The organism is Streptomyces sp. NPDC012825 (assembly GCF_042900925.1).
In the GTDB taxonomy this organism is placed as follows: domain Bacteria; phylum Actinomycetota; class Actinomycetes; order Streptomycetales; family Streptomycetaceae; genus Streptomyces.
The window spans coordinates 119867-146768 of sequence record NZ_JBIBBZ010000004.1 but is presented as its reverse complement, the minus strand read 5'-3'; the positions used below and the strand labels follow the sequence as shown (position 1 = coordinate 146768).

The window sequence follows — 26902 nt, the reverse complement described above, 5'->3', positions numbered from 1 at the left end:
TCTTGGCAGTGACGCAGGGGCGGCCATCAAGAATCTCCGGAATCCGGCCAGAGCAGAGCGCGACCCGGCCCTGCGATCAGCCTCAGAGCAGCCCCGAGGAGCCGTCTCACCCATGGAACCGCAGCAGCACCTCTCCGAGAACGGCCGACCGCGCAGGCGCCAGCCCGTCGAGCCCGTCCTTATGGAGACTTCCGAGGTCGCCACGATGCTCAGCATGTCCACGAGCTGGGTCTACAGGGAAGCGTCGAAACTGGGCTTGAAAGGCTACAAACTCGGCCGAGGCAAGAACGCCAAGGTCCTGTACAAGAGGACCGAGGTCTTCAAATGGCTGGAGCAACAGAAGATCCATTAACTGATCGTTTCAGAATGAGATTCGTAGGCGTCGCAAGCAGATGATGCTGCAAGCGAGTTGGAGCAGGCCGAGGTGAAGATCTGCGCGTATTTCGTAGCGGATCCGCAGTCGTTTGAACTGGTGGAGCCAGGCGAAGGTCCGCTCGACCACCCAGCGGGTCTTGCCCAGCCCCGAGCCGTGCGGGACGCCTCGGCGGGCGATCTTCGGGGTGATGCCGCGAGTCCGGAGGATGCGCCGGTATTCGTCGTAGCCGCGGTCGGCGAACAGCCGGCCCGGCCGGTGTCTCGGTCGCCCGCGAAGTCCGCGGATGCGGGGGATCGCGTCCAGCAGCGGCGTCAGCTGAGTGACATCGTGCCTGTTTCCGCCGGTCAGGGTGACAGCGAGGGGTGTGCCGTGGCGGTCGACGATCAGGTGGTGCTTGCTGCCCGGCCGCGCGCGGTCGACCGGCGAAGGTCCGGTGTGAGCCCCCCTTTCAGGGCCCGGACGTGCGAGCCGTCGATCGCGGCCTCGTCCATGTCCAGCAGACCTGCCTTGCGCAGCTCGGCCAGGAGTACTTCGTGCAGGCAGGGCCAGACGCCGACCTCGGTCCAGTCCCGCAGCCGCCGCCAGGCCGTCACCCCGCTGCAGCCGGTCCGCTCGGCCGGAACGTCCCTCCAGCTCACGTTCTTGCGCAGCACATACACGATGCCCCGCAGAGCCGCACGATCGTCCGCCGGCAGACGCCCCGGATACCGATGACGCCGCGGCGGCCGGGGTGGAAGCAGCGGAGCGATACGTTCCCACAGGCCATCAGGCACAAGATCATCCGACACCCGCACCACTCCGCCGCCACCAGACCCGATCGCCAAGCCCTCACACCGAACTCATTCCGAAACGATCAGTAAAGGACCCGGCGGCGCGCAAGTCGACGGACGGCCGGTCCGCGCTCAACGAGGCGAACACCCTCCTGGATGCCGTCGCCGTCTATCAGGGGCCTGCCTGAACGTCACCGAGCACCCCGCGACCGGTCCGCGGACGTCCTAGAACCCGGGACCGAGAGCACAGCTTTGAAGCCGACGCCGGCATACGGTTCGGGCACGCTGGCGCCGTTGCGGTCGACACCCCGGGATCCGTCGCGATGCCGACGGGTAGGCCCGGATGACCGATTGTGGCTGTTGCGGCGGCCACAGCGGCCGGGATCTCGCGGGCCTCCGAGCAGTCGGCTACCCCCGCGGGTAACCCGGACTGCCCAAGCGGCGTTGATTCGGGTGTGACTACGACGATGCGGCGCATGCCCGTCATCGGCGTACAGCGCGGCGGGAGCGAAACGCTCTTCCGCCCCGCGCTGGAGTCGATCTTCACCGAGCTCGCTGTCCGGTGGGAAAGCGACGGTCGGGTCGCACCTGGTCGGCCGGATGAGGAGTGGACGATTCTCGCCCGCCGCTCCCCCCGGTCCGGCCCCCGACCGCGCGGTGCGGGCGCGGTCCCTATCGCCCTTCGCACCGCACCCCTGAGGAACCCGCCGGCGCCGTATGGCGCAGTGCCTCCTGGGCTGCCGGACCGGCAGTAGCGTGGTTGGGCCCCACCGGTCCGGCAGCCCACCGTCTGCTCAGTCGGTGTCCAGGAGGGCTGAGGCAAGCATGCCGCCGAGCCAGTTCTCGTAGGTGTCGGCAGCCCAGCCGCGGCCTGTGGTGAGCTGGGTGAACAGATGGGGCCCGGTCAGAGCCCACCAGGAGTCCGCCAGGAGGGCGGTGTCGGTGTCGGCGGGCAGGACGCTTGCGTCGGCAAGGTGGGTGACGAAGGCGGTCACGCCCGTCATCCGTTCTTCCTCGCTGAGGACGAGGACCTGTCCGACGTCGGGGCCGGCCTGGGCAAGGAGTGTGAACAGGGCGGCGAGCCGTTCGTGGACACCGCGGACGAACGCGGCGTACAGACGGAGTTTGGCGCGTGCGTCGCGTGTTTCCAGGACTTCCTGGAGCTGGGGTCGCTCGGCCATGGTCAGGGGTTCGTCGTCTCCGGCCAGGGTGACGTCCCACAGTGCCTTGACCAGTCCCGGCTTGCCGCCGAAGGCCTTGTAGACGGTCTCGGGCGAGACGCCGGCGCGTTCGGCGACCGCGCGGATGGTGGTGGCCTGGTAGCCGTCGCGGAAGAGCAGTTCCCGACACGCCTGAAGCACTGCGGTGCGGTTGCGGCGCGCGGCCTGCTGTCGGCGTCCTGAGTCGTACGGCCGTCGTGGAGCACCACTGGGCATCCCGTTCGCCTCCCCAATCCATTACAGTCAACTGTATCGAAAGCGCGTCTGTCCCGACACCGGAGGAACGCATGTCCCGCCCCCGCCCCGACCGGCGCGTCGCCCCCGGCGTGGACCGCCTCGGCGACGACGTCGTCAACTTCTACCTGGTCGAGGAGCCCGACGGCCTGGTCCTCGTCGACGCCGGACTACCGGCCCACCTGAAACAGCTGCGCGAGCACCTGGCCGGCTCCGGCCGCTCCCTGACCGACATCCGCGCCGTCCTCCTGACCCACGGACATCCCGACCACACCGGCCTGGCCCACGCCCTCCAGCAGGCGGGCGCCGACATCTGGGTCCACCAGAACGACGCCGCGATCCTGCGCGACGGCCCGCGCAGCGCCCTGCGCCACGCCAAGCCGGAACGCTCCGCGCTGCCCTACCTCCTGCGCCGGCCCACCGCGATCACCACCCCGCTCCACCTCGCCCGCAAGGGAGCCTTCACCGCCCCCGCCACCCCTGGCGTGCGCGTCTTCGACACCGACCGGCGGCTCGACGAGGTCCCCGGAGCGCCGCAGGCCGTCCCGCTGCCCGGCCACACCCCGGGCAGCACCGGCTACCTCTTCCCCGAACGCGGACTGCTCTTCACCGGCGACGCCCTGGTCACCCACGACGGCCTGACCGGACACACCGGCCCCACCCTGGTCTGCCGCGGCTTCACCCACGACAGCCACACCGCCCTGGCCTCCCTCGACCGACTGGACAAGCTGACCGGCGCGACCCTCCTGCTGCCCGGCCACGGCCGGCCCCTCACCGGCGACCCCCGCACCGCCACCCGCCGGGCCCGACAGACCGGCCCCCGCTGAACAGCGACGGCGGCGTCCCGCGAGGAAACCCGGTCCGTGAACGGAGCCACCCAGCCGACGGCCAACCGCTCAGCCTTCAGCGAGAAGCGCTCAACCTTCACTGCGACAGGTCAGGACGGACGTGGACCGTGATAGCGGACGGGTATACGGCGACGCCGGCCGGGGAGCCGCCGAAGAGCCGGAACGGGGTCTCGCCGGGGACATCGACTGGGGCGTGGACGGGGGCTGACCGCCCGCTCCGCCGGGACGGTGGCAGGCCGGCTCGCAGTCAGGAGCGGCCGGTGTGCCACGTTGGGGATGCTCGGCGGGGTCGCGCTCGTGAAGCCGACACCGTCCCGCCGGGCACCGGCCCCCGATCAGTACAGCAAGGCCGCCGCCGTGGACAGCACGGTCCTCGAGGACCAGGACGTCGCGTACGAGGTGGAGCTCCGCTTCCGTCCGGACGGGCCGGCCGTCCTCGGCGTCTGGTCCAAGCCCGAGACCGCCGACCAGAAGTTCGTCGAGCGGCTCGGGGCCTACAGCCGGCCCGGCACCGTCCTTGCTCTCACCGCCACCGCCGACGGCACGACGCAGCCGGTGAAGAGCTGGACCTACGAGGGCGGTCTGCGGGTGGCCGAGGTGGCCTGACCCTCGTACGGGCCGGGCCGCACACGCAACTCGGCTTCGCGCCGGCCCGGCCCCCGTTCCACTCTTGGACAGTGTGGGGCCGGTCAGGCCGACCGCGTCGACGGCCGCCCGGGGGACCTCGGTGGGCGGCTTGCCCTTCCCGATCCGGTCGGCCACCGGCGCGATGGCGTCGTACATGCGCCGGGAGAGCGGCTCGGTGGAGGAGTTCACGGCCGGTCCGCCGCTGATGTCCCGCTCCAGGGTCTTGAGGTAGTCCGCGAGCTGCGCGCCGATGAGGGTGATCTCGACCGGGTTGCGCTGCCCGGCCTCGCCGTCGACCCTGCGGGGCTTGGCGTCCTCGTGCGAGCCGGTGACGGAGGACGAACCCGGCTTGGTGCGGCCCTGTAGGTCTTTCGTGCAGGTGTTCTTCAAGGCGGCGACGTCGGCGGCCTTGTTCAGCCGCTTTTCGTGCCCGGCGGGCGGTTCGTCCGCGCAGCCGGTCGCAGGGGCCAGGACGGCGGTCAAGACGGCCGAGGCCGCCGTGCGGCGCAGGGTGATTCGGTGAGGGTGTCGTGTGGTCACCGGCTGATCATCGGGACCCGGCCGGGGCCCGGCGGAGGTGTGGTACCGCCCGTCTGCCGCGAGGTCGTCCGTTCCCCGCTGCACTTCTCATCCGCCGCAGGGCCGATTGTCCCCCGCGACGGACGTCACCTCGCGGCCCGCTCCCCCAGCCAGGTGAAGGCGGACTCCTTGATGTCGCGCTCCAGATCGCTGTCCTTGGTCGCGAAGACCCGGTCCACCGGGAAGCCGCTGGCCTCCAGCAGGTAGGCGAGGGCCGCGTACTCCCGCGGACACCGGCCGGCCTTCTCCGCGTCGATGTCGACGATCCCGGCGGGGAAGGTGAAGGTGCCGAAGTCGTAGACGCTCTTGCGGTCGCTGATGCGCCACACTCCGTCCCGCTTCTCCAGCCGGTCGACGAACCGGTTGTGGACGTTGCAGCCGAGGCGGAGGTCGACGTTCTCACCGATGACGACGGCGTTGGTCTCACTGACGGCACGGGCACCGTAGGCGGAGAAGGTCACCACGGGCGCGGTGATCGGGTGCTTGGTCCGGAAGGCAGAGGCCCCCATGCGGGCGGAGGCGTCCACGCGCACCGGTCCCTCGGCGTGCGTCCGCGCCCGCCCGTACGGGAAGCTGCGGAACTCCCGGCCCCACTTCCGGTCGGTGAAGTCCCGGTACGTGAACCGCCTCTGGATCTCGTCCGCGTGCTCGTACACCGTCGAGCGCCGCTCGGCGTACCGCTTCACGCACGAGGCGTCCAGGATACCGAGCTGCCCGGCCAGGTACTCCACGACCTCCCACGGCACCGCGAGCGGGTCCTCACCCGGGAACCGGCCCACGTAGCGGACCGTGCAGATCCGCACCGCCATACCCGGCCGGTGCGCGTCCGTACGACGCAGCGCGATCAGATCACGGTCGTCATCGTCCAGGAAGAGAAACCGCTCCGGCTCCGGGCGCGTGGGTACCTCGGTGAACGTCCCGTACGCCTCGGCCCGCTCATCAGTCAGAAACTCCACCGGCACGATCGGACCGTAGCCAGCGCCCCGGCCCGCCCGACGATCTTTCCCCGAACCCCAGCGGAAGCCGTACGCCGTGCGCTAGCCGACCATGATCGTTCTATCGGGATTTCCTGTACGCCGACCACTCACACCCGGTGTTCGCCTTTGGTCTGCGCTGCGGGCCGAGCACCTCGACGAAAGGAAAATAGGCGTTCGGCGCCTGGCTCCGCTCACGACCCGACCGATCAGAGAGCAGTCGGCGCACGCTTGCGCGAGGGCACGGAGACGCCAAGCGGCGACGGAAGTCAAATTTGTCTAGACGCGCAGGGCTCACTAGTTTCCGCAGTACGTCCGCTGATTCAGGGAGTACCCATGAAGAACTCAGAGCGCCCAACCGCCCTTGTCACCGGTGGAAGTCGGGGCATCGGCGCCGCTACGTCACAGCGCCTTGCCGCCGCGGGCTACCGGGTGGCGGTGAACTACTACTCCAACCGCGGCGCGGCCGATGACGTGGTCGCGAAGATCGAAGCCGATGGAGGCAGCGCTTTCGCCGTACAGGGAGACGTCCGCGACACCACTCAGGCCGCCCGGCTGATCCGGCAGGCCGCGCCCGACGGCCGCCTGGGCGCCCTGGTGTGCAATGCGGCGGCGGCCACCTTTGTCCCCACACCTGTGGGTTCACTGTCCTGGCCCGACTTTCACGCGAAGGTGACAGACGAGCTGGCCGGTGTTTACACGCTGTCTCAGCACGCCCTGTCCCTGATGGCGGAGCAGCGGCACGGCAGTATCGTCTTCGTCTCCAGCACGGTGGCCGACGGCCCGCCCTCTCCCGGGATGGCGGCGCACGGAACGGCCAAAGCCGCTTTGAACACCTTCGCGCGATTCCTGGCGTGCGAGGCCGGGCCGGTGGGCGTGCGCGTGAACGTCGTCGCACCCGGCTTCGTGCGTACCGATGCCAGTGCCCACATGCCGCAGGCCCTTCAGCAGCAGCTCGCGGACCGGGCTCCGCTACGACGCGTCGCCGAAGCGGATGACGTGGCGAGGGCCATCGCGATGCTGGTCGGTGAGGACGCCCGGTTCGTGACGGGCGCCGTGGTGCCGGTTGACGGCGGGGCGACCGTGTCCCGTATGTGAGTGTCCGGTCGGCCGGCATCCGTCGCAGCCGGTGAGGCCCTGGCCGGCACCTCGGCCAGGTGGGTGCCGGCCAGGGGTCTTGGGGGCGCGTCAGGAGGACGCGCTGCGGCCGCGGGTGATGCGGGAGATCGCTTCGTCGGTCAGGGCCCGGTCGTGGGGCTCGACTTCCAGGGCCCGGTGGATGGACAGGCCCTCGATCAGCGCGTCGAGCTGGCGGGTCGTCGCCGGGTCGAAGTGCCATTCCAGGGCGACGCGGCTGCGGCGCATCCACTCCCGGGTCAGCTCGCGGTAGGCGGGCCGGCGGGCGGCGAGCGTGTACAGCTCGTGGGTCAGGACGAGTTCGCGTTGGTTGCCGCTCGACAGGCGGTGGACCAGATCGGCGACCGCTGTCCGGGCCTCGTCAGCGGTGGAGGCGGCGCCGAGGCGCTCCTCGAAGACAGCGACGATGCCGCTGGAGAACCGGGTGAAGGCTTCTCGCAGCAGCTCGTCCATGCCGCCGAAGTGATACGTCATCGAGCCGAGCGGCACACCGGCGCGGGCGGCGACCTTGCGGTGCGAGGTTCCGGCGACCCCCTCCTCCGCGATCAGGTCGAGCGCGGCGGCGATGATGCGTTCCCGCCGTTCGGGGTCGTGCTGTCCGGTCGCCACTGCTTTTTCCTTCTGCGTAGAACTACTGGATCGAGCGGATCACCCGGGCCGGGTTGCCGACCGCGACCACGTTGGCGGGTACGTCCTTGGTGACCACGGCTCCGGCGCCGATGACGCTGTTGTCCCCGATGGTCACTCCGGCCAGCACGATCGCGCCGCCGCCCAGCCAGACATTGTCGCCGATCGTGATCGGCCTGGCAGCCTCCAGTTTGTCCCGGCGCGGCTCCGGCTCCACCGGGTGGGTGGGGGTGAGCAGTTGGACGTTCGGTCCGATCTGGCAGTCGCGGCCGATGGTGATGGGAGCCACGTCCAGGGCGGTGAGGTTGTAGTTGATGAACGTGTCCTCGCCGACCGTGATGTACGAGCCGTAGTCCACGAACAGCGGCGGCCTGATGTGCACACCGGCGCCCAGACCACCGAGGAGTTCGGCCACGACGGGCTGCGCGGCGTCGGGGTCCTCGGTGTAGACCGCCAGGTACCGGGCGGCGAGGCGCACGGCCCGCCGCTGGGCCGCCACGATGTCGGGATCGTCGGCGATGTAGAGGTCCCCCGCCAGCATCCGCTCGCGGTTCGTCCGGGGGTCTCCTGCGAAGTGATCCGTCATGAGTACGATCGTACACTTGGAGAGTGCGGTCGTCCGCCTCCCCTTGCTTCGCGACGGAGGCGGGTTCGCCCTGGCGCTCGGTGAAGTTGTGCGCGGGGCATGGACACGCCGGAAAGAGCGTGCTGTCATTCCGCAAGGCACCTCTTTCTAACGTTGTAATACGGGTCCGTCTCGACTTCGGACCCGGCGTCTCCGCACCGTGGCCCTGCAATCGCGCACCCCTTGCACGGATCAGATCGCCCCTCCCCCACGGAGAACCCCATGCCCCTGAACCGTCGCCGGTTCGTCCAGACAGCTGCACTGACGGTGGTCGGTGCCACCAGCTTCAGCCAAGTCCTGACCCGGCACGCCAGCGCCGCGAGCGCCCGTCTCTCGCCGGCACCTGGAGGTCGGTACCATCCCAATTCGGCACCACTCAGGCCGTCTGCCCTGCTCAGGCTCCCTGCCCCCGCTGTCACACCCCGCGGTTGGCTGGCTGGTCAGCTCGGACTGCAACTCGACGGCCTGTGCGGTCGTCTCGACGAGATCTCACACTTCCTCGACTTCGACACCTCCGGCTGGGTGCACCCCGCCCGTTCCGGATGGGAGGAGGTCCCCTATTGGCTCCGCGGATACGTCGACCTCGCGGTCGTCACTCGGGACGCTGAGGCGCTGGCCACCTCACGCCGCTGGATGGACGCCGTCCTGACCACCCAGCGGGCGGACGGGTTCTTCGGACCCGAGCCGCTACGGACCTCGTTGGGAGGCGGTCCCGACTTCTGGCCTTTCCTGCCGCTCCTCCAGGCGCTGCGCTCTTGGCAGGAGTACACCCAGGACAGCAGAATCGTTCCCTTCCTGACCCGCTTCCTGCGTTTCATGAACGCTCAGGGCCCCTCCGCCTTCAACCAGAGCTGGGTCTCCCTTCGCTGGGGCGACGGGCTCGACACCGCCGTCTGGCTCTACAACCGGACCGGGGACGCCTTCCTCCTCGACCTGATGGACAAGATCCACACCCACGGAGCCGACTGGACCGGCCCCCTGCCCAACCTGCACAACGTCAACATCGCCCAGGGCTTTCGCGAGCCCGCTCAGTTCGCGCTGCGCTCGGGAGCGCCGGCCGACACCCAGGCCGCGTACACGACCTACGAGTCCGTCATGCGCCGGTACGGACAGTTCCCCGGAGGCGGCTTCGCCGGGGACGAGAACATCCGCGAGGGTCACACCGACCCCCGACAGGGCTTCGAGACGTGCGGTGTCGTCGAGTTCATGGCGAGCCACGAACTCCTGACCAGGCTGACCGGCGATCCGGTGTGGGCCGACCGCTGCGAGGAACTGGCGTTCAACTCTCTTCCTCCTTCACTCGATCCGCAGGGCAAGGGCGTCCACTACGTCACCAGCGCCAACAGCGTCGATCTGGACAACGCACCGAAGACACTCGGGCAGTTCCAGAACGGCTTCGCCATGCAGTCCTACCGGCCCGGCGTCGACCAGTACCGCTGTTGCCCCCACAACTACGGCATGGGATGGCCCTGGTTCACTCAGGAACTGTGGGCCGCCACCCCCGACAACGGTTTGTGCGCCACGATGTACGCCCCCAGCTCGGTCACCGCCGAGGTCGCCGACGGCATCGCCGTCACCGTCCGGGAGGACACCGACTACCCCTTCGGCGACAACGTCGCGTTCACCGTGACCACGCCCAGACCCGTGGCCTTCCCGCTCGTGCTGCGCATCCCCAGCTGGTGCGACAACCCCACGCTGACCGTGGCGGGCCAGACCGTCAGCGCCCCTTCGGGGCCGGCGTTCACCTCCATACGACGCACCTGGTCCTCCGGTGACATCGTGACGCTACGGCTGCCACAGCGCATCGCCGTGCGCACCTGGACGGCCAACGGCGGCTCGGTCACGATCGACCGGGGCCCGCTCAGCTACGCGCTGCGCATCGGCGAGGAGTACGTACGCACCGGCGGGAGCGACGCCTTCCCCGAGTACGACGTGCACGCCACCACCCCCTGGAACTACGGCCTCGCCCTGAACCCCGGTGACCTCACCGCGGGGCTCTCCTTCTCCTCGACCGACGGCCCCCCGTCCGCCAACCCGTTCACGCACGCCACCCCGTACCGCATCACCGCGCCCGCCCGCCGGATCACGGAGTGGCAGGCCGACAGCCAGCACGTCGTCACTCCGCTCCAGCAAAGTCCGGCGCGCTCCGACGCACCGGTGGAGACCGTCACGCTGGTGCCGCTCGGCGCGGCACGGCTGCGGGTCTCCGCCCTCCCGCTCGCCTCGCCGACCGGACTTCCCTGGACCGTGCCGGGAGCGGCCTTCCGGATCGCCAACCGGGCCAGTGGGAAGGTGCTCGGCGTGGACGGCATGTCCCAGGCCGACAGCGCACAGGTGGTGCAGTTCGGCGACACGGGCACCGCCGACCATCTGTGGCGGCTGGTGGACAACGGTGACGGCTGGCACCGGGTCCGCAACGTCCATTCCGGCAAGGTGCTCGGCATCGACCGGATGTCCCAGGCCGATGACGCCCGGGTGGTGCAGTTCGCCGACAACGGCACCGCCGACCACCTGTGGCAGGTCGTCGACGACGGCAGCGGCTACTTCCGGCTGCGCAACCGCAACAGCGGCAAGGTACTAGCGGTGCTCGGCGGTTCCGAGGCGGACAGCGCGCCGGTCGTACAGTACGCGGACAACGGCGCGGCCGGACACCTCTGGCGGTGGCTCCCGGACGGTGAACTGCGTCTGGAGAACAGGCACTCGGGCAAGGTCCTCGCCGTGGCAGGCATGTCGACACAGGACAGCGCCCAGGTCGTGCAGTTCGCCGACAACGGCACCGCCGACCACCTGTGGACGTTCCTGCCCGACGCCGACGGGTGGTACCGCGTCCGCAACCGGCACAGCGGCAAGGTCCTGGGCGTCGACCGCATGTCCCAGGCCGACAGCGCGAACGTCGTGCAGTACGCCGACAACGGCACCGCCGACCACCAATGGCGCCTGCGCTGACACCCGCACGCCCGTGGGACCGGGGCGGCCGCGATCTGTACGCCTGCTCCCCACCCGTCGCGTGCCCGTATCCGCTCTCCCCGCTCTCCCCCTCGACCGAGGAGCCCCGATGCACCTTCCGTCAACGTCACCTCACCGATCAAGGTGGACCCTGGCCACAGCCTGGCTGAGCGCTCTCGTCCTGATGTGCTTCGGCCTGTCGGCCACGGCCGGCACCGCGCAGGCCGCACCCGTCGCCGCCTGGACCCCCAAACCCGCGCCCATGACGACGCCGTGGACCAACCAGGTGTCCGTCGACAGCCCCCTGCCCGAGTACCCGCGCCCCCAGCTGACCCGGCCCGACTGGGCCAACCTCAACGGCATCTGGGACTTCGCGGTCACCGGAGCGGACGCCGGACAGCCGGCGACCTTCCCCGACCGGATCCGGGTACCCTTCCCCGCCGAATCCGCCCTCTCCGGAATTCAGCGCAAGATCACCCAGAACGACAAGCTCTGGTACAAGCGGACCTTCACCGTCCCGTCCGGCTGGAACGGCCGCCGCGTGCAGCTCAACTTCGGCGCCAGTGACTGGCGTACGACGGTGTGGGTCAACGGGCAGCAGGCCGGGGCCGCCCACAGCGGCGGCTTCGACTCGTTCCGCTACGACATCACGCCGTTCCTCAACGGCGGCACCAACACCGTCGTGGTCTCGGTGTACGACCCCACAGAGACCGGCAACCAGGCCGTCGGCAAGCAGCGGATCCGCGAGGTCACCCCCCAGCCCGGCGGCGGAATCTTCTACACGGCGGCCTCCGGCATCTGGCAGACGGTGTGGCTGGAGCCCACCGCTTCCGCCCACGTCGAACGGCTCGACATGGTGCCCAGCCTCTCCGACAGCACGCTGAAGGTCATCGTGCGCGGCTCCGGGACCAGCGGTCACACCGCGCGCGTGACGGTGACCTCGGGCGGTAGCCCCGTGGCCACGGTGACCGGCCCGGTGGGTGGCCAGATCTCGGTGCCCGTCCCCAACCCCCGTCTGTGGTCCCCCGAGGATCCCTTCCTGTACGACGTGAAGGCCGAGCTGCTCTCCGGTTCCGCCACCGTCGACTCGGTCGGCAGCTACGCCGGCATGCGCTCCGTCTCCGTCGGCAAGGTCAACGGGGTCCAGCGCATTCTGCTCAACGGCAAGTTCGTCTTCCAGACCGGCACCCTCGACCAGGGCTACTGGCCGGACGGCATCTACACCGCACCGACCGACGCGGCCCTGAAGTACGACCTCCAGGCCCACAAGGACCTCGGCTTCAACATGGTCCGCAAGCACATCAAGGTGGAGCCGCAGCGCTGGTTCCACTGGGCCGACAAGCTCGGTCTGCTCGTCTGGCAGGACATGCCGTCCATGGACAACACCCCCTCCGACAGCGCGTCGCGCACGCAGTGGGAAGCGGAGTACGACCGCGTCATCGACCAGCACCGCAGCTCACCGTCCCTGGTGATGTGGGTCAACCAGAACGAGGGCTGGGGCCAGTACGACCAGGCCCGCATCGCCGACGAGGTCAAGGCGTACGATCCCTCCCGCCTGGTCGACAACATGAGCGGCGTCAACTGCTGCGGCTCCGTCGACGGCGGCAACGGCGACGTGATCGACAACCACATCTACGTCGGTCCCGGCACCACCACGCCGACCGCCACCCGCGCCGCCGTCCTCGGCGAGTTCGGCGGTCTGGGGCTGCGGACAGCCGGGCACGAGTGGTACCCGGGCGGCGGCTTCAGCTACGAGGACCAGCCGAACGCCACCGCCCTGAACAACCGGTTCGTCGGCCTGCTCGACTCCCTCCGGGAGAACCAGATGCCCTCAGGCCTCTCGGCATCCGTCTACACCGAGATCACCGACGTCGAGAACGAGGTCAACGGCCTGCTCACCTACGACCGACAGGTCGTCAAGGTCGACGCGGCCCGCGTCAAGACAGCCAACCTCGCCCTCATCAACGCCTCGCGCAACCCCCCGCCTCCCATCACTCTTCCCGTCGACCAGAACAAGTCCCTCCGGGTGACCACCCCCGGTCACACCACCAAGTACCTGCGCCACCAGGAGGGCCTGGCCTTCACCGCCGTCGTCGACGCGAACAGCAGCGGTCTGCTCAAGAACGACGCCACTTGGAAGATCGTCCCCGGCCTGGCCGGCACCGGCTGCTACTCCTTCGAGTCGCGGAACTACCCCGGTCAGTACCTGCGCCACCGGGACTTCCGCGTCTACAAGGAAGCGGGTGACGGCTCGGTGCTCTTCAAGGCGGACGCCACCTTCTGCACCGTGCAGGGCACCGGGGGCGTACGGCTCTCGGCCTGGAACTTCCCCGGCCAGTACCTCCGCCACATCAACAGCGAGGTGTGGCTGGCGACCCCCGGCGGGACGCACCCCTGGGACAACCCGGCCAGCTTCACGGAGGACACGACCTGGGCCGTAGAGACGCCATGGGCGCCCTGACGACCACCCTTGGCTGATCGTCGGCACTGCTCAGCGCTCCAGGTGCGGCTCGCCTGGACGCTGAGCACAGGTACGCTCCAATCTCTGCAAACCCGCGGTAGCCCTATGGATCAGAAACTCACGGGGTTCTCGTCCAGGACGTAGCGGACGTGCGGGCCGCCGAAGTAGCCGCTGACGATGTGCGGCTGACGCTGGCGCCTGTGGAAGAACCTGCGCGTTTCGGCGGCGGGTTCGGCCTGGTTCCCGGCCCGGTGGGTGTGAGGCAGGCTGCGTTTGAGGTCGGCGTTGACCAGCTCGTCCGGGTTCGGCTCGGGTGAGTACGAGGGCAGGAAGTGCAGCTCGATCTCGTCCTGGCGGCCGGCAAGCCAGGCCCAAACGGTCTTCGAACAGTGGGCCGAGTACCGGTTGACGATCGGGTGGATCTTCCGGTCGAAGTGCCCGACGAGCCGGGCTGGGAAGCGGCACATGACCGTCGCATGAAACGACCCGGTGAAGACCGTGAAGTGCATCCGGCCACGCGTGCTGATCGCGGACACCGCGTTCACGGAGAACCGGTTCCCGGTCCGACGGACGACGGGAGTCGTGCCTCTGACGCCCCAGATTCGTCCGGTGACCCAGTCCGAGCGGATGCCGACCTAGGCGGTTTCGTTTAGATCAGTTGGTCGTTGGTTCGGATGTGCCGTTGACTGATGCGCAGTGGGAGCGGATCGAACCGTTGCTTCCGGACCGGACGCCCAAGCGGGGTGGCCGTTGGCGGGACCATCGTGAGGTGATCGACGCGATCGCCTACAAGTTTCAGACGGGTACGCAGTGGGTTCACCTGCCGGAGAAATACGGCAACTGGCGAGGTGTCTACAACCGGCTGCGGATGTGGGCCGTCGATGGCACGTGGGAGCGGGTCTTCACCGCCCTGGTGGCCCAAGCCGACGCGGACAAGGATCTCAACTGGGCAGTGTCGGTCGATTCCACGATCGTGCGGGCCCACCAGCACGCGGCCGGGGCCCGCAAAAGGGGGCCCCGGCCGGCGAACCGGACGACCATGCCATCGGCCGTTCCCGCGGCGGCCTGACCACGAAGATCCACCTCGCCGCAGACGACCGCTGCAGGCCACTGGCCTTCCACCTCACCGCCGGACAAGCCGGTGATGCACCCGCCTTCACCGAAGTCATGGCCCGCCTGCGTGTTCCCCGTCGGCGAGGACGGCCCCGGACCAGACCGGATGTGGTCCTGGCCGACAAGGCGTACTCCTCTCGAGCGATCCGCGAGCACCTGTGAAAACGCGGTATCCGGGCGGTGATTCCCGTCCCCGCCGACCAGCGCGGACACCGGCTACGTCGAGGCAGCCTCGGCGGCAGACCACCGGCCTTCGATCGCGAGACCTACAAGCAGCGCAACACCGTCGAACGGTGCATCAACCGCTTGAAGCAGTGGCGCGGTCTCGCCACCCGCTACGAGAAGACCGCCACCATCTACCTGGCCGGACTCCACATCGCGGGCATCTTCCTCTGGTCCGCCCGGTGATCCCTCAGCGAGTACCGGTGCCCCGAGGCGGGCTGGAGTTGAACCTGGCGGCGGCGCTCGTGGAGAGCCGCCGCCAGGGTGTATTCATTCTGCGAGGAACTGCTTCACGAGCTCCCTGCGCGGCTGATCGTTCCCCAGGTCGCGTGCTGGCGAAGCCTCTCAGGAGAGGTTCCAGCTCCTGGGCGGCACGGCACAACCAGCACAGGCGGACGCCGGACCGCGCGGCTCCCTCAAGCGCCTGTGCCAGGCCAATGCAGGCACAGCGATCGGGCGACTGAACACACCATCACGCGAATCAGTGAGTGGAGTCGAAGACGTTGAAGCGCGCTGGCTCTGCATCTTCCACGAACCGCAGCCTGTTTCCGTTGACGATCGTCAGGGGGCGGCTGCTGTCCGGCTTGTTGTGCTGCCAGATCTCGTAGTAGTCGCCCTTGTCGATGAACGTGACGGGGTCGGCCTTGCTGGAGACCGTTACGACCCAGCCGGCGCTTGAATCGATCCACTTGCCCTTGTCGCACTCGGAGGTGACCTGGAGGTAGCCGCCCCAGTTGCCGTCCTTCTCCCAGCCGTCGACGACCTTGACCCAGGCGGCGGGCAGAATCTCCGAGATCGGGTCTCCCTTGATCTTGTCGCCCTTGTAGTCCTTTCGGATGTTGCCGTTGGAGTCCTTGGCCCACACCTCTGGGATCGGCTCGTTGACGACCAGGCGATTGCCGTCGATGCGGACCGTGGTCTCAGTCCACTTCTCAGGTCCGGTGTGGATCAGGAAGTCTTTCGTGCGAAGCCGCCCCATGGGTGCCCTCCTCTGTGATCGTGATCAAAAGCACCCCGGGCCTTCCCACCCTGGTCAGCGTTAAGCCATCCGATCCCACGTCAACCCATTGGGAGCAACTGGATCTAGCCGGCGCATAACCCTTCCCCGCCTACCCTGAGCCATTCGTCGGCGGAGTCCTTGAACCCTTAGCGCCACGCGGCATAAGGCGCATACCTTCCGGACCACCGGCAACTGATCCAAACGAAACTGCCTAGTCGCCGAAGAGAACCCCGCTGTTCTCCGCCTTCACCCTGCCCGGATCGCCGGCCATGTCTCCTCGTGCCATACGCGGACCGCTTCCGCGTCCTGCCCGACCGCCCGTTCGTCCGGACGCTGGAAGGCCGGCCTCCAGCGCTTGAGATACTTGCCCCCTCGGGCTCGGTGAAGCGGACCCGGTACAGCTTGAAGATCAGCCGGCCTATCTGCCCCCGCGTCCACAGCTGACCCGGAAGCCCCGGGTCGGAGGGGATGCGGTCGAGGACGGCCTGCCGGACGGCGGCCTGCTCGGCCTCGGACAGGACCTGGTGCTCGCCCACGCGGCGGCCTTGCGGGCGGGACAGCAGTGCGTCCCGGCCACCGGCCTGCCACCTCGCCCACCAGTTGTACACGGCCCTGACCGACACCTTGAACAGCGCAGCGATCTCTGCCCGTTCCCGGCCTTCCAGCGGCGCGGACACCGCCAGCAACCGCACAGCCTCCTGCGCGTCCGGCGACCGGGCCCGCGTGTCCCCCACCGGATCACTCACGGACGGTCAACGAGCCTGAACCCAAAGCGTTTCGGAACAATGAGCCTCTTTCGTCCTGGGGTTCCAAGAGTGAAGATACAGAACATCACCGCAGGTCGGAGGTGCTCAAGTCATCTTGGCGAGCCGAGAACGAAAGAGTCTTGACAAGAGGTCCTAACAGAAATTTTTGATCATGTGACTGTCGGTTCGGTTGCTCGTTGGTCCGTTCGTGGCGAAGAGGAACTCCCGACCGTGGATCGTCTCGGACGAACTGTGTTCGCTGATCGAGCCGTTGTTGCCTGTGCCGGGACCGAAGCTGGTGTCGGGGCGGCCGCGGGTGCCCGACCGGCAGGCTCTGTGCGGGATCCTGTTCGTGCTCCACACCGGCATCCAGTGGGAGACCTGCCCCAGGAGCTCGGTTTCGGCTCCGGCATGACGTGCTGGCGACGGCTTGCCGCCTGGAACGAGGCCGGCGTGTGGAACCAGCTGCACCTGGTCCTGCTCAAGAAGCTGAGGTCCGCCAAGCAGCTCGACTGGTCTCGGGCGGTGATCGACTCCAGCCACGTCAGGGCCGTTCGACGGGGCCCGAAAGCGGGCCCAGCCCGGTCGACCGAGCACGGTCGGCCAGCAAGCACCACGTCCTCGTCGACGGACAGGGCATCCCGCTCGCCGTGTCGCCGACCGGCGGAAACCGCAACGACGTCACCCATCTGATACCCCTGCTCGCGAAGGTCCCGGCTGTCGCCGGCCTGATCGGCCGGCCGAGACGACGGCCGGACATGCTGCTGACCGACCGGGGCTACGACCACGACAAGTACCGCCGCCTCCTCCGGGCCCGGGGCGTCAAACCGGTGATCGCCCGGCGCGGTGTCCCGCACGGTTCGGGCCTCGGAGTGCATCGGTGGGTCGTCGAGCGGACCATCGTCTGGCTTCACGGCTTCCGGCGTCTGCGCGTCCGCTGGGAACGACGCGACGACATCCACGAAGCCTTCCTCGGCCTCGCCACCTGCCTCATCACCCACCGACACGTCCAACGCCTTTGTTAGGACCTCTAAGACGGCTCCCTGCCTGCTTTGTGCAGGTCAAGGGCGGTCCCGACTGTACACCGGCATGCGCCGAACGATGTTTGTGAGGAACATCGCTCCGATCAGCCGATACGTCCTCCGACCTGGTCTTTCACGCTCTCACCGACGCCCGCTCAGGCAATCCCGCAGGGCCGCCCGATCACTCGTGCACCACCGGCCTGTCTGGCACGGCATCACCCTCGTGACCCTCGTCGTCGCGCCCATGGACCTCGTGCCCGTCCTGCTGGTCCCTGCGCGACCGATGCCTGATCTGCGACGAACCCGCCCGTGGCGAGGAAGCGGCGTGTCCGATTTTCACCATGCCTCGGGCCCATGGAGGAGAGAGGCAACGCAAGAACTCCGTCACGGTGGGCCGCCCTGGGAGAGTGGCATGCAGTACGCCCCGGACGACGGGGCCGGCCCGGCCGTCAGCGGGCTCCTGGCGCGAGGGTTCGATGCCGGGTAGCCGGCCGCCAAGGCGATTGTCATCGCAAGGCAGGGCCGGGGTGACCGATGTACGAGTCCCGTGATGCCTGGCGCTCGACCTCAGCGTGGTCAGCGGACCGATGACGCCGACGAGGGTGATGGTCCGGACGCGGCCGCCCTCTTGGCCGGGCGGATTTCCCGGGCAGTGACAGTAACGCCGAGGAGCCCGGGCGGGAACGAGAAAAGGCAGACGGGCGGGCTGCCATGACTTGCGGCGGACGTGGCGGTCCGGCCGTGCGACGTGATCACCCCTCCGGTGCGCATTCGCTAACGGACGTCCGGCCGCATGGAGGGGCGCATCTCCCGCCAGGTCTGGGGGGAGACGCCGTACGCGGCCTTGAACGCGCGGCTGAAGTGCGAAGCCGACTTGAAGCCCCAGCGGTATGCCAGCGCGGCGATGGTGTCGGCGCTGGGCGGGACGCGGGACAGTTCGCGGCGGCAGGCGTCCAGGCGGTGGGTGCGGACCCACTCGCCGAAGACGACGTCATGGCGGGCCAGAATGGCGTACAGGTAGCGCACGGAGATGTGGTGCGCGCCCGCCACGGAGGCGGGGGTCAGGTCGGGGTCGGCGAGACGGGTTCGCATGTGGTCGAGGATGCGCACTCCCAGCGTTTCGTGGAGCGGTCCCGTCGCCAGGTCGGCCCGGTCCGCCTCCGCCGCGATCGACGCGCGGATCAGCTCCATGGTGGGCGCCGCGAGGAGGTGTCTCGCGGCGCCGTCGTGCAGCTGAGGGCTCGCGGCCAGCTGCGACAGATATCCGGCGGTGAGTCCCGACACGGTGCCGTGGCTGCCCAGAGTGCGGGCGACCGCCTGGTCGATCGCCCTGTCGGGCAGGGCGATGTCGCGCACGGGAACCCGGAAGAAATGGAGATCCACGCCGTGGTCGAACAGGAGCGTGTACGGATGCCGGGTGTCGTAGAGGGCTATCTCTCCGGGTCTCAGGACGGCTGACCTGCCGCCCTGGACGACGGTGCTCTCACCGGATACCTGCAGGCTGATGAAGAGCGCGGGCTCGTCGTCTGCCCTGGCCAGTCTCGGAGTGCGGTGCACGGTGGCCGGGTTGGCCTGGACGGAGGTCACCTGGAGGGACCCCATCTCCGCGATGGCCACGTCGGCGAAGACCTGCTCGGGACGGCGGGGCAGGTCGATCTCGACCGGGACGACGTGTTCCCTGATCGTCTGACGGAGTGCGTCCGCCCGGTCTGCGAGTGGCACGCCCGAAGTCGCCCAGGTCGTCGTGGTCATGCCCGTCCTCTTCTCCGTACTGCTCCGGCGGGCAGACTACGCGCGGGAGCACGGCGGGCACGAGCGGGTCCGACGATTCGTCATGCCCGAGCAAGGGTTGTGCACGGTCGGGACAGGCCGCTCCGCTCCGTAGGCCCCGAAGGCGACCTATCCTGCGGGCAGGGACGTGGCCCGCGCATTCCGCGAACCGACGGAGGGGGAAGGGCATGCCTGCGGAGGGTGGACTCCTGACGACCGGCGTGGTGATGGCGCTGCCCCTGGGCGTGCTGGACGCCGATTGGCCGGGGAGGGGCGACCGGTCGGGGGACGAGGTGCGCGGCGGAGTCGGCACGACGTCCTCAGTGCGGGGGACAGCGGCCCGGTGCCAACGGGCGAGAATCGCGTGGCCCGGATCCCTGCGGACGTTTCTCGGCCGTCCCGTGCGTCGGTGACGTCGAGACGGCGCTGCTCCTCGACCGCGTGCCGGGCGAACGGCCCGCCCGATGGCCGCTTGATGGACGCGTAAGGACTATGCACAGTGTGCGTGCCCGGTGCACGGGGAACCTCCACCGGACGCACGACAGGGGAGGCGTGCGGAGTGGATCTGCTGGACACGAACGAGCACGCCGAGGAGGATCTGCGTGTCGAGGTCTTCCGCGAGGCCTTGCTCAGCTCCTGGATGCCTTCCCTGGTCACCCTTGAGGACGACGCCCGGCGGGTACAGGCCCGTATGTCCCGGTGGCAGTTCGGCTCCCTCATGCTGTTCACCAGCAGGCCGACGGGCCGGCGGGTGGCCCGTCACAGCCGTTGCCTGATGGTGGAAGGGCTTCCCATGGTCTCGCCGGCGCCTCCAGGCCGCGGGGACGGGCGGGTTCGGACAGTCCGGCCGACAGGGTTTGGTGCGCCCCGGCGCGCTGATGCTCAACGACATGACCATTCCGCACGGGTTCGCCCGGTCCGGATCGGGAGCCGCGTACGCCCTGCAGCTGACCTACGACGTTCTCGGCCTTCCGCCGGACGTCGTGCGGCGCGGGGCGGAACGGCTTCCCTCCACACCCATGTACGACATGGTGCGCGCCCATCTGCTGAGGCTTCACGCCGACGCCGACGTACTCAGCACGGACCCGGGTGCCGGGGCCCTGGGGAGCGGTGCCGTCGAACGCGTCGCGCGTGCCTGGGGCTTCTCGACCCCGAGCCACTTCTCACGGCGTTTCAAAGCCGCGTACGGCGTGACACCGAGGCAGTGGCGTGCCTCCCGCTCTCTTGAACCCCGGGAGCCGCCCGCCTCCTTGCTGGTGGAAGGGCGGAAAGGGGACGGGTGATACGCCCGGTCAGGCGCGTCGCGGATTCGTGGGTGTGGGGAGTGGGGGCTCGGCTTGGGCGGTGGTGTGGTGAGGGGCGGCGGTGTACCGGGGGGCGGTGCGTCCGGCTCGGACGGTGACGCCCTCCTGGGCAGGGAAAGGGAGACAGGGCTTCTGACGGACGCCCTGGACACCGTTCTCGCAGGGCGAGGAGGCTCCGCGCTCGTGCTGCGGGGGGAACCGGGCATCGGCAAGACGGCCCTGCTGTCCTGGGCCAAGGAAACGGGTGGACGACGCGGTCTGCTCGTCGTGGAGGCGGCGGGCTCCGTGGGTGAGTCCGAGCTGGCCTTCGGCGCCTTCCACCAGGTGTTCTGGTCCCTGTTCCGGAACGCGACGGCCCTTCCGGTGCAGCAGCAGGCGGCTCTCGAGTGCGCACTGGGGGTCCGGGAGGGACCGGCACCGGGCGGGGACTTCCTCGGCGCGTCGGTCGTGAACCTGCTGGTCGAGGTGGCACGGGAACGGCCTCTGCTGGTCGTGCTGGACGACATGCACTGGATGGACGAGTCAAGTGCGGCGGTCTTCGCCTTTCTGCATCGCAGGGTGAGCGAGCTGCCCGTCGTCATCGTCGGTGCGGCGCGCGAGGAGGATGCCGGCACGCAATGGGGCGCGGTGGAGATCCGCGTCGGCGCTCTCACGTCGGCGGACGCCGAGGCCCTCCTGCGGCGCCGCAGGCCCGGCCTGCCCGCGGCCGTGGTCGGTTCCGTACTGGCCGAGGCCGCGGGCAACCCCTTGGCGCTGCTGGAACTTCCGGTGACCGGGCATCCCGGTCTCGGTTCCGGTCCCTTCGTCCTCCCTGTGGCGGAGACGCCCGCCCACAGGTTGGAGGGCCTCTTCCGCGACCGCGTCCAGTCGCTCTCCGAGGAAGCCGTTCACGTGCTGCTCCTGGCTGCCCTCGGTGGTCGTGCGACCACCCGGGATGTGGAGAACTGGATGGCCGGCCGCTTCGGGGTGAGCGCCGGAGCGGTGGTGTCCGCCATCGAGGCGAGCGGGCTGGCACGCATGGACGCGGCGGGAGCGCTGGTCTTCCGTCACCCCCTGGTACGCAGTGCGGTGCTCTCCTTCTCCTCCCCCGGGCAACAGAGAGCGGCCCGTCGGATCCTCGCCGGTGGCCTCGCGGAGGACGATCCTCGGCGACTGGCCCACGAGGCACTGGCGGCGGTCCTGCCGGATGCCCCGCTCGCCGGCAGGCTGGAGAGTGCGGCACGGCGGATCGCCGTCCGCGGCGGTGACGCCGAGGGCGCGGTGCTCATGGACCGTGCGGCGGCCCTGAGCCCCGATCTCGATTCGTACACCCGGCGGTTGATGTGGGCGGCCGTCCTGGCAGCACGAGGGGGACGCCTCTCCCATACCGCGGCGCTGGTGGAGGAGCTCAAGCGGCGGCCGATCCCGGCCGGCCTCGGCCCGCTCTTCGCCTACGCGGTGGTGTACGTCGACCAGAGCCACCGCGTCGATTTCGGCTCCTCCTTCATCCTGCTGCCCCAGGCCCTGGACGAGCTCGCGGCGGTCGGGGGCGAGGCCTTCGAGGGGCTGACGGAACAGATCTACTTCAAGCTTCTGCTCGCCAGCGTCTACACCGGCGATGCCCGGGGGTGGCGTGGTCTGGAGGAACATGCGGACCGAGTGTCGCCGCTGGCACGGCTGAGCCGTGCCGCCTGGTCCGATCCGGCCCGTACCGCTCACGGGGTGGTTCAGGCGCTGAACCGGCTGGTCGAGGAGATGAGCAGCCGGAGGGAGGCGTCGGCCGCGTGGCTGCTGCTCTGGACCGCCTCGGCCGTCGACATGGCCGACGAGAGGCTCTGGCGGCGCTTCACCGGTCAGCACGCCTACGCCACTCAGGGGTCGATCGCGAAGGCCAGGTTCTACCAGGACTACCTCCGTGGGCGGTGGGACAGTGCCGAGGCATGCCTGCGCGAGGCGGAGACAGCCGAGCTGCTGGGCTATCACTGCAACGCCCTGCTGTTCCGGCACTACCACGCCCACTTCCTGGCCGGCCGGGGCGACGAGGACGGGTTGCGGGAGGCGGAGGCGCTCATCGGGCCGGTGGCCGAAGACGCGGGCCTGCGATTCGTCACCGACCATCTCCTGCACCTCAGGGGGCTCGCGGCCCTGGCACACGGCCGGTACGAGGAGGCGTACCTGCTGATCGAGCGGCTCATGCGGCCCGGTGAACTACCGCGGGACCTGCCCTGGTTCCACCTGCCCTTCTTCGACCTCGTGGTGGCGGCGGTGCACACGGGCCGCCGGGCCGAGGCCACGGCGCACGTCGAGGCGGGACGAGCCGCGCGGATGGAGGCGCTCTCCGGCCATCACGCCTTCCTCCTCGCGGCAGCCGCCGCGGTGGTGGCACCCGATGAGGACGCGGATGCCCGCTACCGTGCCGCGTACGAGGTTCCTGGAGCGGACGGGTGGACGTTCGCGTTGGCCCGGCTGCGGCTGGAGCACGGTTCCTGGCTGCGCCGACGACGACGGGCCGAGGCACGCGATCTGATCCGTCTCGCCCACGCCGAATTCGGACGGCTGGGTGCCGGGCCGTGGGTGGAACGGTGCGAGGAGGAACTGACCGCTGCGGATCCGACCGGGGAGGGGGGCACGCTGACGGGACAGGAGCGGCGTATCGCCCAACTGGTCGCGAAGGGGCTGACCAACAAGGAGATCGGCCAGGCGCTGAGGCTGTCTCCTCGCACCGTGGCGGCACACCTGTACAAGATCTTCCCCAAACTCGGCGTGGCCTCACGGGCCGCGATCGCACAGGCCTTGGCCGAGGACTGAAGCGAGCTCTTGGGCGGAGTCCTTCCCTCTGTCCAAGAGCGCGGCGGTGACCGCGAAGGGACCGGGAGCACGGACAAGCTGGTCAGGCACCCTTCGGAAGGGTGCCATCCGCTTCGCCCGCCGGTCGCGATCCCGACGGCGACGCCGCGTTGACGAAGCCCGTGTGTCCGCGCGTCTCCCTCCACGCGCGCGGCGACATCCCGTACGCGGACCGGAACGTCCTGCTGAAGTGGGCGGCCGTGGCGAAGCCCCAGCGCTGTGCGATGGAGCTCACCAGCACCTGTCTCCCGTCGCTTCGGCCCAGTTCCCGCCGGCACTCCTCCAGACGGCGGTGTTGCACCCACCGGCTGAGGGTGCCGTTCTGCTGCTCGAACAGCTTGTGGAGACGGCGTACGGACATGAAATGCGCTGCCGCCACGGTGCTCGGGCACAGGTCGGGCTCCACGAGCCTGGCGTTCGTCCAGCGCCGTATCTCCTCGACCGGCCCGTGCCCGTCGGACGGCACTCGGTGAGGTCCGGACGTTCGCTCCGCGATCTCTTCGACGAGGCATCCGGTCAGGTCCGCCAGTAGGTTTCCCCACCGCGTCGCCGAGCCGTCGCTCTGTCTGCCCGTTCCGGCCGAGATGGCGTCCTGGACGGCCAGGGCGAGAAGCAGGGGACGCAGCAGCGCGGCTGTGCCGGTCGTGGCGTCATGGGTGCGTCCGACCGTTCCGGCGAGGGCGTCGTCGCCGCACGGCACGAGTTTGCGGGAGACGCGGAGCACGACCAGTTCGCATTCCTGGGCCGACAGCGTCGTGAGGTGCCGGTGGGAGGCGGCCAGGAACAGGCGACCGGTGTCGAGCCTGCGGTGCGGTTCCGAAGCGAGGAGCAAGGAGCCACTGCGCGGGGTGCAGAGGATGAGCTCGTCGAGACCGGGACCGCCGTGCGGCGGCGCCGGTGTGCCGTCCGGCCGGACGCCGCGGACGATGTCGAGCCGCACGTGGGGGAAGGGGTCCTCGGTGCCCTGCCGGCGGGTTTCCGCCGGCTCATGGCCGTGTTCCGGGAGGCTTTCCTGGTCCTCGTCGGGAGAGAAGCCGGTCTGCACGTTCTGGACCTCGCTGTCAGGGAGCGCGACGTGGCGGCGCTCCACGTGACTCTCCTCCCCGACCGCGGTCCTGACGTAGGTCATCCGACTCGCCGGTGAGGGCGTGCGTCGAACGCCCGGCAGAGCCCGCCCCCGAGAGGAGGGAAAGCCTCCACCGGCGGGGCGACACACCGAGTACCTGTTTGAAGGCGCGGCTGAAGTGGGTGGCGTCCTGGAAACCCCAGCGTCGTGCCACGACGGAGATCGTCGGGCTGGCGCGTTCCCTGCGCGCGAGTTCCTTTCCGCACTCCTCGATGCGGCGTCGCTGGATGAGCCGTCCGACGGTCGTCCCCTCGCCTTCGAAGAGGCGGTGCAGGTAGCGCACCGAGATGTGATGGGCATCGGCGATCCGCTCCGGTGCCAGGTCCGCGTCGCCCAGGTGCCGGTCGATGTACGTACGGACCTCCTGGAGCAGACGTGCCCGGGCGCCGTCCCGTGTCCCCGCCACGTCCGAGGCCTCCCCCAGTGCCGCGTCTCCGAGGAGGACGACCCACTCGACCGCGCAGCCGGCCAGTCTGTCGCGGGCGCCGGGGGGCATCTGCCGGGCGACGCGTGCCAGTCCTTCCAGGAACGGTATGCCCAGAGAGGCATGCTGTTCCTCACGCCGGATCGTGACTGCGGTGAGCTGCCGCAGACGGCTGACGGGAAGGCCCAGGACCGGATCGGGCAGCGAGAGCAGCACCATGCGGAAATCCTCGCGCTGCTCGAGCGAGAAGGGTCTGCGTGGATCGACGAAGGCCGCGTTCCCCGGCTCCACCGTGGTGCTCCGTCCGTCTTGGGTGAGGATCGCGGTGCCTGACTGCTGCACGATGACGGCGACTCTCTCGCTGGGGCCCGTGGAGATCAGACGGGGGGTCCGCTGCACCCTCATCGGCCCGGCCTCGACCTCCAGCAGGGACAGGTAGCCGAGGTGGAGGGGAACGGCTGCCGGGAGCCGGGCGGGAGGTGCTCCGACCAGGATCCGGACGGGGGCGACGAGAGGGGCGAACACCTCCTCCCACGGCCGTGCGCGATCGTCCTCCGTCCGAGGGGCCGGTCCGTCCGCCCCCATCCCTGTGTGTGGAAAGGTCTGCCCCATGCGGGCTCCTCGTCTCGCCTCGCCCGGGGACCGGGCGCGTTGTCGCCTTGGACGACGTGACGGGCCACGTCTCCTCGTCGCATGTTGTCGGGGAGCAGGGGAGTCGACGTAGGTCATCTGACGCGCTCGGTGCGGTGGGGCTCCCACCTGGATCCCTCCGGGACAACAGGTGTGCGCGCAGAGGCATGTTCTGTTCATGCGCACGGGGCACGGGGCCGATGTCGGCGCCTAGGGTGGGGGCTGGAGCCCGGGTGGGCGGCCTGGCGTGGGCTGCTCCGGATCTCACCAACGTAGGGCCGTCCCCTGGGGACGTGCCCTGGCTCAGGAGTCTGTCGTGGAACATGTCGCCGGTCCGCCACCCGTTCTCGAACCGTTGGCCCGGGCCTTCGTCGAGGAGCACGCGTGCCTGGAGACGAACGGCGGTACGGATCCGGTGGCGGGGGATGTGCCCGCCGCGCTGAGCGGAGTGGCGGACCGCGCCGCGGACATCGAGGAGGAGTGGCTGGCCCTCCCCGGGTGCGACGGTGACCGGATCCGGGTGCGGATCCTGCGTCCGACCGGAAGCGACGGACCGCTGCCCGTCGTCCTCTATCTGCACGGCATCGGATGGAGCAACACCAGCGCCACCACGCACCAGAGGCTGTTGGAGGACCTCGTACTGGGCTCGGACGCGGCTGTCGTCGTCCCGGAGTACGACAGGCCCCCGGCCGCCCGGTACCCGGCGGCCGTCGAGCAGAGCTACACCGTGGCACGCTGGATCACCGAGCACGGTGGCGACTGGCAGCTCGACGGGTGCCGCATCGCGGTGGTCGGAGTCTCCACGGGTGCCAATCTCGCCGCCGCGCTCACCCTCATCGCCAAGGAGCGGGGAGGGGTGAACCTCGTGTACCAGGTGCTGGTGTGCCCCGTGACCGACGCGTCCGGCAGCACCCCGTCGTATCGGAGCTTCGCGCAGGGCTACTTCCTGAGCAGCACCGCCATGCACAGCTACTGGAGCGCCTACGTGTCCGACGCCGCCCGGCGCACGGAGATCACCGCCTCCCCCCTGCAGGCCACGAGGGACGAGCTGCGGTGTCTGCCTCCCGCGCTGGTCATCACCGCCGAGGCCGACATCGTGCGCGACGAGGGCGAGGCGTACGCGGCCAAGCTGAGGACGGCCGGCGTCTCGGTGGTCTCCCTCCGGTACCACGGGACGATCCACGCCTTCATCCTCTTCGACGTTCTGAGGGAGAGCGACGCGGCGCGGGCCGCCCGGATCCAGACGGTGGACGTCCTCCACACCGTCCTCCACGCGGTGCGCTGAGAGGCCTCAC

18 protein-coding genes and 5 pseudogenes are annotated in these 26902 nt (G+C 69.5%); 11 read left to right on the top strand and 12 right to left on the bottom strand.

Features of this window, described 5'->3' with window-relative positions:
• Positions 1–112: 112 nt before the first annotated feature.
• Complete coding sequence (locus ACFY7E_RS12250) at positions 113–352, top strand: helix-turn-helix domain-containing protein (RefSeq protein ID WP_389483647.1); 240 nt, start codon at positions 113–115, stop codon at positions 350–352.
• A gap of 9 nt (positions 353–361) precedes the next feature.
• On the opposite strand, the gene ACFY7E_RS12245 is transcribed toward ACFY7E_RS12250, so the two are convergent.
• A protein-coding gene (locus ACFY7E_RS12245; RefSeq protein ID WP_389484211.1) for an IS5 family transposase occupies positions 362–1164 on the bottom strand; the annotation gives its coding sequence in 2 pieces (ribosomal slippage) (positions 362–825 and positions 825–1164; 804 coding nt in all).
• A gap of 776 nt (positions 1165–1940) precedes the next feature.
• The gene (locus ACFY7E_RS12240) at positions 1941–2507 is read right to left on the bottom strand and encodes a TetR/AcrR family transcriptional regulator (RefSeq protein WP_389483644.1); all 567 of its coding nucleotides are present in this window, start codon (positions 2505–2507) and stop codon (positions 1941–1943) included.
• 146 nt (positions 2508–2653) lie between these two features.
• Here ACFY7E_RS12240 and ACFY7E_RS12235 point away from each other — a divergent pair, with 146 nt between their 5' ends.
• Positions 2654–3427 (top strand): MBL fold metallo-hydrolase, encoded by a 774-nt coding sequence (locus ACFY7E_RS12235; protein ID WP_389483642.1) that lies wholly within the window; start codon positions 2654–2656, stop codon positions 3425–3427.
• Between the two features lie 318 nt (positions 3428–3745).
• Positions 3746–4054, top strand: a complete 309-nt coding sequence (locus ACFY7E_RS12230; protein WP_389483640.1) for a hypothetical protein — start codon at positions 3746–3748, stop codon at positions 4052–4054.
• Positions 4055–4740: 686 nt separating this feature from the next.
• Here the strand turns inward: ACFY7E_RS12230 and ACFY7E_RS12225 are convergent.
• Together ACFY7E_RS12225 and ACFY7E_RS12220 are read right to left on the bottom strand one after the other, a co-directional pair.
• Complete coding sequence (locus ACFY7E_RS12225; protein ID WP_389484209.1) at positions 4741–5163, bottom strand: nuclear transport factor 2 family protein; 423 nt, start codon at positions 5161–5163, stop codon at positions 4741–4743.
• Positions 5164–5187: 24 nt separating this feature from the next.
• A pseudogene (locus ACFY7E_RS12220) lies at positions 5188–5616 on the bottom strand (DUF4158 domain-containing protein); the annotation flags it as partial.
• A 348-nt stretch (positions 5617–5964) separates the two neighbouring features.
• Between ACFY7E_RS12220 and ACFY7E_RS12215 the strand changes: the two are divergent.
• Complete coding sequence (locus ACFY7E_RS12215) at positions 5965–6726, top strand: SDR family oxidoreductase (protein WP_389483638.1); 762 nt, start codon at positions 5965–5967, stop codon at positions 6724–6726.
• 90 nt (positions 6727–6816) lie between these two features.
• Here the strand turns inward: ACFY7E_RS12215 and ACFY7E_RS12210 are convergent, their stop codons facing one another.
• Positions 6817–7374 carry a TetR/AcrR family transcriptional regulator gene (locus ACFY7E_RS12210; RefSeq protein WP_389483636.1) on the bottom strand — a complete coding sequence of 186 codons (558 nt, stop codon included), beginning with the start codon at positions 7372–7374 and terminating at the stop codon, positions 6817–6819.
• Positions 7375–7396: 22 nt separating this feature from the next.
• Positions 7397–7978 carry a sugar O-acetyltransferase gene (locus tag ACFY7E_RS12205; RefSeq protein ID WP_389483634.1) on the bottom strand — a complete coding sequence of 194 codons (582 nt, stop codon included), beginning with the start codon at positions 7976–7978 and terminating at the stop codon, positions 7397–7399.
• A 261-nt stretch (positions 7979–8239) separates the two neighbouring features.
• On the opposite strand from ACFY7E_RS12205, the gene ACFY7E_RS12200 reads away from it, so the two are divergent.
• Together ACFY7E_RS12200 and ACFY7E_RS12195 are read left to right on the top strand one after the other, a co-directional pair.
• Positions 8240–10963 (top strand): RICIN domain-containing protein, encoded by a 2724-nt coding sequence (locus ACFY7E_RS12200; protein WP_389483632.1) that lies wholly within the window; start codon positions 8240–8242, stop codon positions 10961–10963.
• 184 nt (positions 10964–11147) lie between these two features.
• A complete protein-coding gene (locus ACFY7E_RS12195) occupies positions 11148–13424 on the top strand; it encodes an AbfB domain-containing protein (RefSeq protein ID WP_389484206.1) in 2277 nt (758 codons plus the stop codon).
• A gap of 110 nt (positions 13425–13534) precedes the next feature.
• On the opposite strand, the pseudogene ACFY7E_RS12190 reads toward ACFY7E_RS12195, so the two are convergent.
• Positions 13535–14059 (bottom strand): annotated as a pseudogene (locus ACFY7E_RS12190) (transposase); the annotation flags it as partial.
• A gap of 41 nt (positions 14060–14100) precedes the next feature.
• On the opposite strand from ACFY7E_RS12190, the pseudogene ACFY7E_RS12185 reads away from it, so the two are divergent.
• Positions 14101–14945 (top strand): annotated as a pseudogene (locus tag ACFY7E_RS12185) (IS5 family transposase).
• 295 nt (positions 14946–15240) lie between these two features.
• On the opposite strand, the gene ACFY7E_RS12180 reads toward ACFY7E_RS12185, so the two are convergent.
• Together ACFY7E_RS12180 and ACFY7E_RS12175 are read right to left on the bottom strand one after the other, a co-directional pair.
• Positions 15241–15738 (bottom strand): hypothetical protein, encoded by a 498-nt coding sequence (locus ACFY7E_RS12180; RefSeq protein ID WP_389483629.1) that lies wholly within the window; start codon positions 15736–15738, stop codon positions 15241–15243.
• Between the two features lie 235 nt (positions 15739–15973).
• A pseudogene (locus tag ACFY7E_RS12175) lies at positions 15974–16445 on the bottom strand (winged helix-turn-helix domain-containing protein); the annotation flags it as partial.
• Between the two features lie 268 nt (positions 16446–16713).
• Between ACFY7E_RS12175 and ACFY7E_RS12170 the strand changes: the two are divergent.
• Positions 16714–17530 (top strand): annotated as a pseudogene (locus ACFY7E_RS12170) (IS5 family transposase).
• A gap of 771 nt (positions 17531–18301) precedes the next feature.
• Here the strand turns inward: ACFY7E_RS12170 and ACFY7E_RS12165 are convergent.
• Positions 18302–19279 (bottom strand): helix-turn-helix domain-containing protein, encoded by a 978-nt coding sequence (locus tag ACFY7E_RS12165; RefSeq protein WP_389483627.1) that lies wholly within the window; start codon positions 19277–19279, stop codon positions 18302–18304.
• Positions 19280–20175: 896 nt separating this feature from the next.
• Between ACFY7E_RS12165 and ACFY7E_RS12160 the strand changes: the two genes are divergently transcribed.
• Positions 20176–20580 (top strand): helix-turn-helix transcriptional regulator, encoded by a 405-nt coding sequence (locus ACFY7E_RS12160; protein WP_389483624.1) that lies wholly within the window; start codon positions 20176–20178, stop codon positions 20578–20580.
• Between the two features lie 66 nt (positions 20581–20646).
• Positions 20647–23388 carry an ATP-binding protein gene (locus ACFY7E_RS12155; RefSeq protein WP_389484203.1) on the top strand — a complete coding sequence of 914 codons (2742 nt, stop codon included), beginning with the start codon at positions 20647–20649 and terminating at the stop codon, positions 23386–23388.
• 82 nt (positions 23389–23470) lie between these two features.
• Here the strand turns inward: ACFY7E_RS12155 and ACFY7E_RS12150 are convergent, their stop codons facing one another.
• On the bottom strand, positions 23471–24517 hold the full coding sequence (locus ACFY7E_RS12150) for a helix-turn-helix transcriptional regulator (RefSeq protein WP_389483622.1): 1047 nt from the start codon (positions 24515–24517) through the stop codon (positions 23471–23473).
• Complete coding sequence (locus ACFY7E_RS12145) at positions 24489–25502, bottom strand: helix-turn-helix domain-containing protein (protein WP_389483619.1); 1014 nt, start codon at positions 25500–25502, stop codon at positions 24489–24491. The genes ACFY7E_RS12150 and ACFY7E_RS12145 overlap by 29 nt, the downstream gene beginning before the upstream one ends.
• A gap of 421 nt (positions 25503–25923) precedes the next feature.
• Between ACFY7E_RS12145 and ACFY7E_RS12140 the strand changes: the two genes are divergently transcribed.
• Positions 25924–26892 (top strand): alpha/beta hydrolase, encoded by a 969-nt coding sequence (locus tag ACFY7E_RS12140; protein ID WP_389483616.1) that lies wholly within the window; start codon positions 25924–25926, stop codon positions 26890–26892.
• Positions 26893–26902 lie beyond the last annotated feature (10 nt).